Annotated in this window: 7 protein-coding genes; 2 read left to right on the top strand and 5 right to left on the bottom strand. The window is 51.2% G+C overall.

Annotated features, from left to right (window positions below):
* Positions 1 to 25 precede the first annotated feature (25 nt).
* The 3 genes from ING2E5A_RS11560 to ING2E5A_RS11550 all read right to left on the bottom strand — a co-directional run bounded on the left by ING2E5A_RS11560 (position 26) and on the right by ING2E5A_RS11550 (position 5,754).
* The gene (locus ING2E5A_RS11560) at positions 26 to 1,273 is read right to left on the bottom strand and encodes a PQQ-dependent sugar dehydrogenase (RefSeq protein ID WP_071137527.1); all 1,248 of its coding nucleotides are present in this window, start codon (positions 1,271 to 1,273) and stop codon (positions 26 to 28) included.
* Positions 1,274 to 1,351: 78 nt separating this feature from the next.
* On the bottom strand, positions 1,352 to 4,621 hold the full coding sequence (locus ING2E5A_RS11555) for a S41 family peptidase (RefSeq protein WP_231960381.1): 3,270 nt from the start codon (positions 4,619 to 4,621) through the stop codon (positions 1,352 to 1,354).
* Positions 4,612 to 5,754, bottom strand: coding sequence for an iron-containing alcohol dehydrogenase (locus ING2E5A_RS11550; RefSeq protein ID WP_071137526.1), 1,143 nt, complete (start codon positions 5,752 to 5,754; stop codon positions 4,612 to 4,614). The genes ING2E5A_RS11555 and ING2E5A_RS11550 overlap by 10 nt, the downstream gene beginning before the upstream one ends.
* Before the next feature lie 217 nt (positions 5,755 to 5,971).
* Here ING2E5A_RS11550 and ING2E5A_RS11545 point away from each other — a divergent pair, with 217 nt between their 5' ends.
* Both ING2E5A_RS11545 and ING2E5A_RS11540 read left to right on the top strand, forming a co-directional pair.
* Entirely contained in the window at positions 5,972 to 6,538 is a 567-nt protein-coding gene (locus ING2E5A_RS11545) for a LemA family protein (RefSeq protein ID WP_071137525.1), read from the top strand.
* On the top strand, positions 6,539 to 8,485 hold the full coding sequence (locus ING2E5A_RS11540; RefSeq protein WP_071137524.1) for a DUF2207 domain-containing protein: 1,947 nt from the start codon (positions 6,539 to 6,541) through the stop codon (positions 8,483 to 8,485).
* A 5-nt stretch (positions 8,486 to 8,490) separates the two neighbouring features.
* Here the strand turns inward: ING2E5A_RS11540 and ING2E5A_RS11535 are convergent, their stop codons facing one another.
* Both ING2E5A_RS11535 and gdhA read right to left on the bottom strand, forming a co-directional pair.
* Complete coding sequence (locus tag ING2E5A_RS11535; protein WP_071137523.1) at positions 8,491 to 11,358, bottom strand: PD-(D/E)XK nuclease family protein; 2,868 nt, start codon at positions 11,356 to 11,358, stop codon at positions 8,491 to 8,493.
* Positions 11,359 to 11,505: 147 nt separating this feature from the next.
* Entirely contained in the window at positions 11,506 to 12,843 is a 1,338-nt protein-coding gene (gdhA, locus tag ING2E5A_RS11530) for an NADP-specific glutamate dehydrogenase (protein ID WP_071137522.1), read from the bottom strand.
* Positions 12,844 to 12,952: the final 109 nt, after the last annotated feature.

The following is a 12,952-nucleotide window of genomic DNA, read 5'->3' as shown; positions in this document are numbered from 1 at the left end:
TTCACCTTTCGATAACCGGATTGCCTTACTTTCTGGCAATCCGGTATAGCCGCCCTTCGTCGGTTACGGCATAAAGTGCCCCGTCCTTTCCGTTGCCGATATCGCGAAACCGTTGATTCTCGCCGGAGAGCAACCGCTCTTCGCCAATAACCCTGTTGTCTTTCAATACGATCCGTGCAATATGCTTGCTGCTCAATCCCCCTATAAACAGGTTGTTTTGCCATTCGGGGATCTCATTGGAGGTGTAAAAGGCCATTCCGCTGGGTGAGAGGACCGGATCCCAGTAGTAGACAGGTTGTTCCATCCCCTCTTTTTGCGTAGCTCCTTCACTGATGGGGGCTCCGCTATACTCAATGCCATATGTGATTTCGGGCCATCCGTAGTTTTTGCCAGGTTTGATCAGGTTGATCTCATCTCCTCCACGTGGTCCCATTTCCGACAACCAGAGCTCCCGGGTGACCGGATGGATATCCACTCCTTGCGGGTTCCGATGACCGTAGGAGTATATTTCGGGTAAAGCTCCTGCCGTATGAATAAAGGGGTTGTCTGCAACCGGTTGCCCTTCGGCGGTGATGCGGATCACTTTCCCATGCCCTGTATTGAGTAGTTGCGCATTGGGTCTTGTGCGCAGATCTGAACGTTCGCCGGTGGAGACAAAAATGTTTCCTTCACTGTCGAGGGCAATGCGGCTGCCAAAATGCATGCTGTTGTCGAAATAGGGAATTGCCCGGAAGATGACTTGAAAGTTTTCGATAATCGTTTCGTCGGCGGAAAGCTTTCCTTTGCCCACCGCTGTAAGTGACCCTTCCGCTCCCTTTTCGGCAAAAGTGAAATATAGTATCCGGCTGCTCTCAAAGTCGGGAGCCGGTGCCACATCGAGTAACCCTCCCTGGTTCCGGTCGTCAACGGGTGGGAATCCGGTGATTGGGGGAGTGACGATCCCCTCGGTAGTGGCGATGCGCATGGTACCACTCTTCTCCGTGATGACCAATCTACCGTCGGGTAGGGCCGTGACGGCCCAAGGTCTCGACAGCCCCTCTGCTATAACTGTCGCTTCGTAGGGGGTTGTCGTTTTCACCCCTGCAATCCGGGTCTGTCCCTCAAATGCAGGCTTATAGCCGGTATTGGCTTTTCCTGTCTCCACCGGGGGCAGGTTTCCTGCCTGCGGTTCCTGTTCAGTAGGCTGCTCGACACTCTCCTGCTGTTCGATGCAGGAGGCCGATACAAAGAGCCATGTCAGCAGAATGAGCGCTGCAATTCTAATGATTTTCATATTGCTGTGATTTCTTAATGTTAACTGCCCGGGTACCTGACCTGTTCATGATCTGGTTCCCGGGCTGTTATCCTGATGTTACTTGATCTCCTTCTCAATCCATTTCGACCTGTCTGGGGGCGCAGGCCCCGTAACCGGTTTGCGTGGATTCTCCTTCAACTCGTCGAGTAGTACCTCAACTGCCTTTTCAATGCAGGGATCCTCTCCTTTGGCCAATGCTTCGGGACGGTCCACCACTTCGATGTCGGGATATACCCCGACCCCTTCGATGATCCACTCGCCGTTGTCGTAAATACCGAACCTGGGCACGGATATATAACCGCCGTCAACCAGACGGGCATTTCCGGAAATACCCACCAGTCCCCCCCAGGTGCGCGTGCCGATAAGTTTTCCCTCCCCGGTCTTTCTGAAAAAGTAGGGAAAGGCGTCACCCCCTGAAGATGAGTAACCGTTGATGAGCATCACTTTTGGACCGTCGTGTGCTATTCCGGGCGATTTCATCGGTTGGGGCAGTCCGTTGCGATGCCAGTAAACCAATGTGCGCCGGTTGAGCAGATCGATCATCCGGTCGGGAATAAAACCGCCACCATTATAGCGGTCGTCGATGATAAGGGCCTCCTTGTCGTTATAGGAGTATATTCCCCTGAAGAGTTCCCGGTTCCCCTCAACGGCTGTGTTGGGCACATGGATGTAACCTATCTTGCCGTTCGAGAGGTTATCTACCATTTTCCGGCGCTCGTTGACCCAGTCGAGGTAGCGCAGTTCATGTTCGGAAGTGATGGTCTTTACGGTGTAGCTCCTCGCTCCCGAAGCCGAAGGGGTGCTGTTGACGGCCAGTTCAACATGCCTGTTGCCCCAGTTCTCGAGCAGTTCATACGGATTGGTGTCGGTGGTGAGCTCCTTCCCGTTGATGCTGATCAGGTAATCTCCCTCTTTCACATCGATACCGTTTTCGGTAAGCGGCGAGCGCCGGCTTTCATTCCAGTTCTCACCCGCATAAATCTTCCGGATGATATATCTCTTTGCCGACAGGTCGGCCTCCAGTTCGGCTCCGAGCAGACCGCCATCTACCCGGGCCACCTTGCCGATATCGCCCCAATCCACGTAAGCGTGACCGGTATTGGTCTCACTCACGATCTCGTTCAGGATGTAATCCAGGTCGAAGCGGCTGGGAACGTGTGGCAGCAGGGCTCCGTACGTTTTTTTTATCCCTTCCCAATCGACGCCGTGCAGGTTGTTCACGTAGAAATAGTCTCGGAAAATGCGGAATGCATCGGCGTAGATCTGGTTCCACTCCTTGCGCAGTTCAATCTTCATCGTCAGGTTGGTCAGCTCAATCTTGTCCGCTCCCCCCTTTTGGCCCGGTTGGTTCTTCGCTACGGCATAATCATTGCCGATACGGTAGATAAGCGATTTTCCGTCAGCGCTCAAACTTCCGTTACCAGCCCCGTCGAGAATCTCTTCACTCTTTTCACTGTTGATATTGTAACGCATGATCTTGTTGCCCGAGGCATAGAGCAACCCTTCCTCCACTGCTCCGATGATGAGATAATCTCCCGGTTCGACAGGAAGCGCCACAATGCGGCTCTCGATGTTCTCCAGATCGATCTCCACCTTCAACGGTGTCTTGCCCTTCGCTGAAGCCTGAATGGAATCGTTTTTGCTGCTGTCGGAAGGTTCGGTATCGTTCTTATAGCGGGTCAGTGTTGTACCGTCGTTTCGCAATGGCAGGGCATAGATGCGCCCGGCGTTGTTATAGAGGTAATCGAACTCAAAACTGCTGAAAGCAAGATTGAAATCCCTGTTTGAAGTGAAGAAGAGAAACTTTCCGTCTCGACTGAATCTCGGTTGCATGTCGGAGAATGAGGCATCGGTGATCTGATGCCTGGTGCCGGTCGAGATCCGGTATAGCCACAAGGCCGACTGGTAGTTGGGTGATGATTTGCTGTAAGCTATCCACTCCCCGTCGGGCGAAAAGGAGTAGTCGCGAATCTCCTCGGCCGTAGCTTCATCTATCACGGTTTGCTTGCCGGATGCTGCATCAACCAGCCAAAGCTTTAGCGTACGGTCGCTATATAGCAGATATTTGCTGTCGGGCGACCATTCCGCAGCATACTTCCAGGCTTTCGACCCCTTTGTAAGTTGTCTGGGTTGTGCCCCTTTCCTGTTTTCGAGCAGATAGATTTCATACTCACCGGTAGCATCGGAATAGTAGACAATGTTTTTACCGTCGGGCGACCATGCCGGGAAAATCTCCCGAATGCCCTGTGTACGGGTCAGGTTCTCGATCTCGCCGTTCTCCACCGGAACGGAGAAGATGTCGCCCCTGGCATCAAACAGGGCTCGCTTACCTGATGGTGAGAGGGAGTAGCTCCCGATGAAATCTTTTACGTTACGGAAATAGGGCAATAAATTGGGATTGTCGTAGCTGATGGAGACAGTGATTCTCTCGGAGGTTCCCGAATCGAGATTGAGCAGATAGAGGTATCCGCCATTCTCATATACCAGTTTTCCGTTTCGTCCCGATGGCCACATCACATCGAACTCTTTGTGGTGGGTTATTTGCACATTCTCCCCGTTTACCCTGTTGTAGCGCCAGATGTTCAGCCGCGTATCCCGGTCGGAGGCATAAAAGATATAATCTCCATGCCATGTGGGCCATTGATCGCTGCCTGCCCAGTGAGTAATCTGTTTGGAGGTATTGCTTTTTAGATCGTAGGTCCACAGTTCGGTGGCGCGACCACCTTTATAACGTTTCCAAGTGCGAAATTCACGGTCGACCGGAGTGAAACAGAGTTGTGACCCGTCGGGGGAAAATTTGGCAAACCCCCCATTCACCAGGGGAAGTGGCTCTTCCATCCCGCCATCGATACTTACCGTGAAATATTTACCGTTGCGTTCCCCGAAAGAGGTGCGGTTTGCACGGAAGAGAATCCGTTTGCTGTCGGGTGTCCAGTCGAGCACCACATTGTCGAATCCTCCACGTGGAGGCATCACTCCTTCTGAATTGTAGAAGGTCAGTTGACGCGCTGTACCGCCTTCGGCAGGCATCACCCAGATCTGACGGTTACCGGAGTATTCTGCCGAGAAGGCGATCCATTTTCCGTCGGGTGAAATCTTAGGGAAAAGTTCAATTCCCGCATGAGAGGTGAGTCGTTTGGCTTCACCGCCGGAGGCCTTGACCGTCCAGATATCGCCGGCGTAGACAAAAGCGATCAGATCTCCGTTGATGTCGGGATAGCGCAACATTCGGGTGTCGTCTGCCGCCGAAATCCCCGGAATTGAAAGGGTGGCGACCAAAAAGAGGGAGATGAGGTGTCTCTTCATTACTGCAGTAGTTACAGACATGCATGTAGGATTTTTCGTGCAACATCTCCCGTCACGTTGCGGTTTTCACCGAACGCAACACCGCGGGTGTTGAACCGGTTTGCAATAATCTCGATAGTTTCATTGCCGACCTTCTCTTCCGACAACCGGGTGGTCAAACCCAGCGAGCGGTAGAATGCTTCGGTCTTCTCGATGGCTTTCTCCACCCGTTCCTCTACAGTCCCTTCGGTGATTCCGAAAACCCGTTCGCCATACTGCAGCAGTTTTCCCTCTTTCTGATCCTTCAGCACACGCATTGTGCCGGGCATTACTATTGCAAGGGTATGTCCGTGTGTGATGCCGTGCAGTGCCGTAAGCTCGTGACCGATCTGATGGGTTGCCCAGTCCTGTGTAACACCCATGCGGATGAAGTCGTTCAGTGCCAGGGTGGCCGCCAGCATGTAGTCGGCCATCAGATCGTAATTGTGCGGGTTCTCCTTTATTTGTGGTGCAATCTCAATGATGGAGAGTAATATGCCCTCTGCCCATCGGTCCATCAGTCTCGATTGGCCCGGGGTGGTGAGATATTGCTCCAGCACATGGGTGTAGGCATCGGCAAGACCGCATGCAATCTGGTGGCTGGAGAGTGAGTAGGTTACCTCCGGATCGAGGATGGAGAAGTGGGGATAATTGCCGCCGAAAGCAAATTTCTCCCTGGTTTCGGCACGGGTAATCACGGCTCCACCGTTCATCTCCGAACCGGTTGCCGGAACTGTCAGTACGGACGAGAAGGGTATCTGTCTTTCAGCGAACCCTTTCAGTACAATATCCCATGCATCTTCATCCGATGCGATGCCTGCGGCGACCAGTTTTGTACCATCCAGCACCGAACCGCCACCTACCGCCAGTAGGTAGTCGATATTGTTGCTTTTCCCCAACTCAATGGCTTTGCGCAACGTCTCGACATGCGGATTGGGTTCAATGCCCCAGAATTCGATGAAGTTGCGACCTTTCAATGCGGCCTTCACCTGGTCGTATACCCCGTTTTTTGTTACGCTGCCGCCGCCGAAGGTAACCATCAGATTGACCGATTGGGGAATCAGTTCATTTAACCTGGCAATTTCTCCTTTCCCAAACACCAGTTTGGTGGGATTTTGAAAAATAAAATTCTTCATAAAATGTATACTTCTTTTATTTTGTTATTACTCAATTGCTTTCCCTCGATCGTTCACCGCAACGGGTTGACCGTCGCCTATCAAAAGTAAGCAAAAATAATTTACTGTTACAGGTTGAACAAGTGTAATTTATTTTTTGTTTTTAAGATAGTATCAATTTTGGTCGGATTGTGTTGATATATTGCATTTTCACATCCGCTTATTAAATTTTTCAATTATGGGAACAGGATTTGTCGTATTAATAGTCATCCTTGCAGTAGCGGTAATCTTTTTGCTTTACAGTATATCAACCTATAACAGGCTAGTCAAGTTGAGAACAATTGTAGAAGAGGCCTGGAGCGGGATAAATGTACAATTGAAAAAGCGGTACGATCTTATTCCGAACCTGGTTGAAACCGTTAAGGGATATGCCACGCATGAAAGCGAGACCTTTCAACGGGTGACGCGAGCCCGTGCCAATGCGATGAGAGTCAATGATTTGAAATCGAGGGAGGCGGCCGAAAATGATCTAAACAAGGCATTGATAAGTCTGCTTGCTGTTGCCGAACAATATCCCGAGCTGAAAGCCAATGAGAACTTCATGCAGCTGCAGCATCAACTCAGCATTGTTGAATCGGATATCGAGAAGTCACGCAGGTTCTACAACGGTCTTGTCCGCGAAAAGAACATCGTGATCGATACCTTCCCGAGCAATATAATTGCAGGAATGTTCAGTTTTTCCAAGTCGCTTTTTTTCGAATTGGAGAATGAGGAGGAGAAAACGGTGCCGCAAGTAAGGTTTTGAATGAAACGCGCGCTATTCTTTCTTTTTTCCCTATGCATTCTTTTCCCGGGCTTTGCCCAGGAGGAGAAGGTATATACATTCCGCTCCCAGGTGACGGTTGATGTTTCCGGTTATATTTCGGTTCGGGAAGAGATCGGCATCTTTGCAGGAGGCAAGATTTTCAAACGGGGAATTACCCGTGCCTTGCCGCTGACCCGTTCAGACAAGGACGGTAACAGAGTGGCTGTGGAGTACGATATCGTGAGCGCCAGAAAGAATGGAGAGCCTGAACCCTTTTTCTCCGAACGTGAAGGAGACGACCGGATAGTCTACGTCGGGAAGAGTGATCGTCTCCTCGATGCCGGTTGGTACACCTACACCCTCGATTATATCACTTCCGGCCAGATCGTTTTTTTAGAGGAGTACGACGAGTTGAGCTGGAACGTAAATGGATTGTCCGACCATACGCTCGATACCGTCACTGTTGTTGTCCGGCTTCCCGAAGGGGCAGAGATAGTGAGCTACAGGTGTTATGTGGGAGAATACGGGTCGACAAAAGAGGATTGCAGGGCCGAAACGCTACCCGACGGGTCGCTCTATCTGGAAGCAGTATCGGTTGCCCCGCAGCAGATGTTGACCCTCTCAGTAGGTTTTGTTAAGGGTGTTGTCACCCCGCCGGCAACGGGCCGGAACCTCTACTCCGGACCGGTTCCGTCAACTTTTTTCGACAGGAATGGGTTGCCGATCGCAAGTGCGATCCTCTTTCTGTTGCTTCTGACCTACTACTTTTTTACCTGGAGGAGATATGGGGTCGACCCGCCAAGACCGGTGGTAATTCCTCAATTCTCACCGCCGGAAGGGCTCTCTCCCGCAAGTGTGGGGATGCTCCACAAAGAGAAGTACTGGAACGATCTGATAACGCCTGCCATCGTAAACCTTGCAGTGAAGGGGTTTTTGCGTATCAGCGAGAGCGAACGCCCGTCCCTGCTGCGCAGGAAGGATAGGGTATATACACTTGTCAGGCTAAAGGAGAAGGATGATACGCTTCCCCAGGAGGAGAGCCTGGTGTTGGAACGTCTCTTTAAGCAAGACAATGAAGTGGTGCTTGACGGGAAGTACAACGCCGCAATTGCGGAGCTGATGGACCATTTCAGGAGAGAGCTCAACCGTCAGTTCAGGCCCCTGTTGAGGGAGGGTGCCAACCGAAAATTCATGGTGCTGCCCTGGATCATCCTGATCTTCTATCTTTGTCTACTGTTTTATTTTGTGAGATTTGAACCGGTACGACAGGTGGGTCTCTACATTGTAGTGGCGCTGTTCTCCTTTCCGGTTGTGATACTCCTGTCGCTGATCCTGCGGAAAAGAGTAGGAAGATCCAGAATAGGGTGGTTCAGTTGCGCGTTGGGAGTTGCTTTGGGTATAAGTTCACTGAGTCTGCTGTTGATTTTCAGGGGAGATAGCCTCTCCATGAATGCAATCGGCTTTATTGTGGGCTTTCCGTTGATAGTCATTGGATTTATGGCATACAGTTTCCTGATCAGGCGGCCCGACGAGAGAAAACTCTACCTGCAATCGCAGATTGAGGGGTTGAAAATCTATATGGATACAGCTGAAGAGAAGTTGTTGCAGTTTTTTAATCCGCCGACGATTACTCCTGAAGTATTTGAACAGCTACTCCCTTATGCCATCGCATTGGGGATGGAAGATATCTGGGGAGAGAAGTTTGAAAAGAGGCTGCTGGGTTCCATGCAGCAGCCGCAACCCTATCAGCCGCCCTGGTTCGCAGGGACGGTCATGCCGCCTGCCCGTTTCGGACATATGCTCAGCAGCACCCTGTCAAACACCGTCAACCATGCGGCTACTCCTCCCCACTCCTCCAGTTCGGGCGGTGGAAACTGGAGCAGCGGCTCTTTCGGGGGCGGATTCTCTGGGATGGGCGGCGGAGGCGGCAGGGTAGGCGGTTGGTAGCCCGCTCACCTCCTGCAAATCTCCTTAAAGGCACACCATTCACAATTCTTCTCGTTTTGCGTCTGGGTAAAAGGGATATTCTGATCGAAAATTTCCAGCAGAACAGCATTCATTTTTTCAGTAAAAGCGGGGAGATGAACCGAAGCATCGGTGACAGGCTCCCCCTCGAAGGTGACGGTAGGGTTGTGTTCCCGGAAAATGTTCCTCAGGTAGTAGACGGCGGGGGAAACTGGGAAGGAGCTGTTGTAGAAAAGTGCATAGAAGAAAACCTGGAGCAGCTGATAGGGGCGGTTTGCCCTGCTGCCGTCGAAAAGCTGGTCGATATCCTTGAACTTGAGCTCACCTTTTCCCGATTTGTAGTCGATGATGCGAATATGCCCGGCTACCTTGTCTATCCTGTCGATACTCCCTTTCACGTTTACCGACAACTCATCGCTAACCTGGTAGACCGAGCGAAACCGGTGCTCGGAATCGATATATTCAAACGGTGTGAAGGCGGTGTCGAATCGGAGGGTCTGTTTAACATAATCCCGCAGAATCTCCCCGATCAGGTAGTGGTGTCCAGTGAGCTCACGCGGTTTCTCTTTCTGCCTGAAATAGTGTTCGGCAAAAGCTTGTTCGATCAGCCCGGTCAGATATTCGTCATTCTGGGCGATGGCATTCAATGTGTCTGGCACTACCGTTTTGTTCCTGTACCGGTTGTATATCTGCTGCATGATGGCGTGATACATGGTTCCAAACACGTCCGCCTCCACCGACTCCTGCACCTCCTTCTCTTCCGACAATCCTTCAACGGCCGAGAAATAGAACTGCAGGGGACAGTTGATGTAGTTGTTGACAAGTGAGGCGGAGAGGCAGGCATCCCCGCCGGCACGAAACTTCTGCAGCTTGCTCATCACTTCGGCTCTCTTCACAACCGAGACCGGTGAAACCTGTGGTGCCGATACATCATACGATACGGTTCGCTCTTCAATCCGGAAGTAATCGCCGTAGAGGTATTTCAACTGATGGAAATAGCGGCTTACCTCCCCACTCTGTATCTCCTCGTTACGTGTGTCGTAGAGCATATATACCCGTTTGGCGCGACTTATCATCCGGTAGAAATGGTAGGCGTAGGTGCTCTCCTGATGTTCGTAGGTTGGCAGCTCGAAAGCCTTGCGGAGGGTATAGGGAATAAACGAATTTGAACCATTCTTGAGCGGAAAAACTCCCTCGTTCATCGATAGGATGATCAGGTTCTCGAAGTCTATCACGCGCGTTTCCAGCACCCCCATCACCTGTAAGCCCGACAACGGTTCTCCCGAGAACGAAACGCTGAGGTTTTGGGTTAGTCGCTTGAACAGGCGGAAAAAGGTGTCGACCGATATCTCCCGTACCGGGGTGAGTGTCTCTTGCAGTCGGATTATCGACTTGTAATACTGGACAACAAATTCCCGTTCCAGGTCGATAGAGCGTGTGTCGCCTGCAACTTCTTCCTTGTCAGCCTCTTTTTCGGATGTGAGGTGACGGTAAATTTCAGACAAAATTATCTTGAGGTATTCGCTGGTCTCCTGCCAGTTTGAGATAGGTGAGAAGATATGCTTCAGGAAAGGGTGCACAGCCAGTTCCGAGGCTTTGATGAGAACGCGGTTGTGCTGTTGGATAAAGTATTTCAGCTCTTCAATTTCAGCTCTTGCGATGAGAGTCACCAGCGGATGATTGAGCACCGCCAGCACGAACCTGAAATAGAACGCCGTCTCACCATCCATCTCCCTGGTATTGTGATGGAGCTTGGCCAGGTTTTCCGTCAGGCTGGCTATGGCTGAGTGTTGCAGCGAATAGCCCATCGTAACGTTGATCTTTTCAATCTCCTGGGGGATGGAATAGAGAACGGGCAACAGCAGCTTCTCATCAGGTAACACGATCGCCGTGTTCAGAGCAGCGTCGGATCCGCCAATCTTATTTTCGCAGAGCAGCTGCGTCAGCAAACGGTTTACGATCTTTGCCTGTCCCACCCCGGAAGGGATTCCTATCAGGCTTATGGCGCTCTTTCCACTCTCCGGTTTGTCGGGGACGAGTTCCCGTTTTGAAGGGAAGTGGAGCTGATGCTCACGGATCCAACGGGAAGCACGGTTCTTTTTGTCGCGGACCAGCGGTGATTCGTAATCCCAATAGAAATCGGCTACACCCATTCCCTTCAGATAGTTCATCAGTGCCGTTTCGGAGGGAGTGAGTGCATTCAGGCCGACGAACACCAGTTCTGAAAAGGGAAGTTCCATCTCCTCCTTCCTCCTGGCCCGCTCGGCCACTTCCCGGAACATCATTCCCTCATAAGCATGCCCTTTCAACTGAAGGGCCTCCCGCAACGCGGTGTAGAGTTCGAACAGGATCTGCCACATCTCCAGGAACTCCTGTTTGGTCTCATTCCCTTCATAAGGCATGAAACTTGCCCAGAACCGGCGGATGGCATCCACCTGCTCTGGGGTGAGGTAGGAGAGATCGTCATCCATCGACTTCAGGTTGTGGATGTTCCTGAAAAGTTGCCGGGCATCTGCCAGGTGTTTGTCGAGGTCATTGAAGTCGTTCAGCAATATCTCCCCCCAGTAGAGAAAGTCATCAAAAGACTCTTCCGAACGGCTAATGCGGATGTACTCCCCGTACAGCATCACCAGCATCTCTGTCCTGTCGGCGATCCGGTAGACGGAGAGAGACTCGAACAGCTCCTGGATGGTAATGATGCGGGGAGAGAAAACCGGTTTTCCGGCAATCTCTGCCAGGTACTTCTGGAAGAAAACGCCGGCACGTTTGTTGGGGAAGACAAATGTCAGTCTGTATACCTCGTTTAGGTATTCAGAATAGAATGTTTCTGCTACTCGGTAGAGGAAAGGGATCATTACAGGCTGCAAATTTCAAGATATGCAAAGGTAAGAAAAATAACGACAAGGGGCAGGAAGGGTCAACCGGTTTTCATGAAAAGAGCCGCAAGGCAATCATCCTTACGGCTCTTCTGTGGTTTCATTCAATAGTATTAGCGATATCTCTCACAATACGCCTTGGGCCATCATGGCATCGGCCACTTTCATGAAGCCTGCAATGTTGGCACCTTTGACGTAATTGATATAATCTCCTTCCCTCCCGTGAGCAACACACTGTTCATGGATATCGTTCATGATCTGATGCAGCCATCTGTCCACCTCTTCATTGCTCCAGGAGATATGCATGGCGTTCTGGGTCATTTCCAGTCCGGAGCATGCTACCCCGCCTGCGTTTACAGCTTTGCCGGGGCCGAACAGAATCTTGTTCTCGATGAAGAAATCGACCGCCTCTGCCGTACAACCCATGTTGGATACTTCTGCCACAAGCATTACCCCATTTTCTTTCAGTTTCCTGGCATCCTCCAGGTTCAGCTCGTTCTGGATGGCACAGGGCAGTGCAATATCTACTTTGCGTTCCCATGGTTTCTTGCCGGGAAAGAACTCCGCATTCGGAAACTCGTCGGCATATGGGGCTACCACATCGTTCCCCGAATTCCTGAGCTCCAACATGTAATTGAATTTTTCGGGAGTGTTGATTCCCTCTTCGTCGTATATATAGCCGTCGGGACCGGAGATGGTGACCACTTTGGCTCCCAGTTCGGTCGCCTTCATGGTGGCACCCCAGGCAACGTTACCAAAACCGGATACCGCTACTGTTTTGCCTTTCAGATCGATGTTGTGGGTCTCGCACATCCGGTTTACAAAGTAGAGGGCTCCAAATCCGGTGGCTTCCGGTCTAAGCCGTGATCCTCCAAATGAGCGTCCCTTTCCTGTAAAAGTACCCGTATGTTCGCGGGCCAGCTTCTTGTACATGCCGAACATATAACCCACTTCGCGTCCACCTACTCCGATATCGCCGGCAGGAACGTCGGTGTCGGGACCCAGATCGCGCCAGAGTTCGGTGACAAAGGCCTGGCAGAAACGCATGATCTCTGCATCTGAACGACCTTTGGGCGAGAAGTCCGATCCCCCTTTTCCTCCACCCATCGGTAGTGTGGTCAGTGCATTTTTGAATGTCTGCTCAAACCCCAGGAATTTAAGGGTGGAGAGGGTTACTGAAGGGTGGAAGCGAATGCCCCCCTTGTAGGGACCGATGGCCCCGTTGAACTGAACACGGTAGCCGATGTTTACATGAACCTTTCCATTGTCGTCTACCCAAGGTACCCTGAAGGTGAAAATCCTGTCGGGTTCCACCATCCGTTCCACAATTCCCGCCTTCTCAAACTCCGGGTGCTGATTGTAAACCTCTTCGATTGAGGTCAATACCTCTCTAACCGCCTGTAGGTATTCACTCTCCCCGGGATGTTTGGCCTCGAGCTGTGTCATTATGTCATTTACTTTCATAATATTAAAAGTGTTTTAGTGTGATTCACTTGACAAAGGTAAGTAATAAATTGAAACTTTATCAAAGAATCGCCAAAAAAATAGAGAGAATGGCAAGCCTAATAACCAA

The sequence above is a fragment of the Petrimonas mucosa genome (assembly GCF_900095795.1).
Taxonomy (GTDB): Bacteria; Bacteroidota; Bacteroidia; order Bacteroidales; family Dysgonomonadaceae; genus Petrimonas; species Petrimonas mucosa.
The sequence above is the reverse complement of the archived record's forward strand: the minus strand, read 5'-3'. Positions and strand labels throughout refer to the sequence as shown.

Bases quoted from the DNA above. Each gene is read 5' to 3' on its own strand.
- ING2E5A_RS11535 (WP_071137523.1), bottom strand. From the start codon at position 11,358: ATGATCCCTTTCCTCTACCGAGTAGCAGAAACATTCTATTCTGAATAC.
- ING2E5A_RS11545 (WP_071137525.1), top strand. From the start codon at position 5,972: ATGGGAACAGGATTTGTCGTATTAATAGTCATCCTTGCAGTAGCGGTA.
- gdhA (WP_071137522.1), bottom strand. From the start codon at position 12,843: ATGAAAGTAAATGACATAATGACACAGCTCGAGGCCAAACATCCCGGG.
- ING2E5A_RS11560 (WP_071137527.1), bottom strand. From the start codon at position 1,273: ATGAAAATCATTAGAATTGCAGCGCTCATTCTGCTGACATGGCTCTTT.
- ING2E5A_RS11550 (WP_071137526.1), bottom strand. From the start codon at position 5,754: ATGAAGAATTTTATTTTTCAAAATCCCACCAAACTGGTGTTTGGGAAA.
- ING2E5A_RS11555 (WP_231960381.1), bottom strand. From the start codon at position 4,621: ATGTCTGTAACTACTGCAGTAATGAAGAGACACCTCATCTCCCTCTTT.
- ING2E5A_RS11540 (WP_071137524.1), top strand. From the start codon at position 6,539: ATGAAACGCGCGCTATTCTTTCTTTTTTCCCTATGCATTCTTTTCCCG.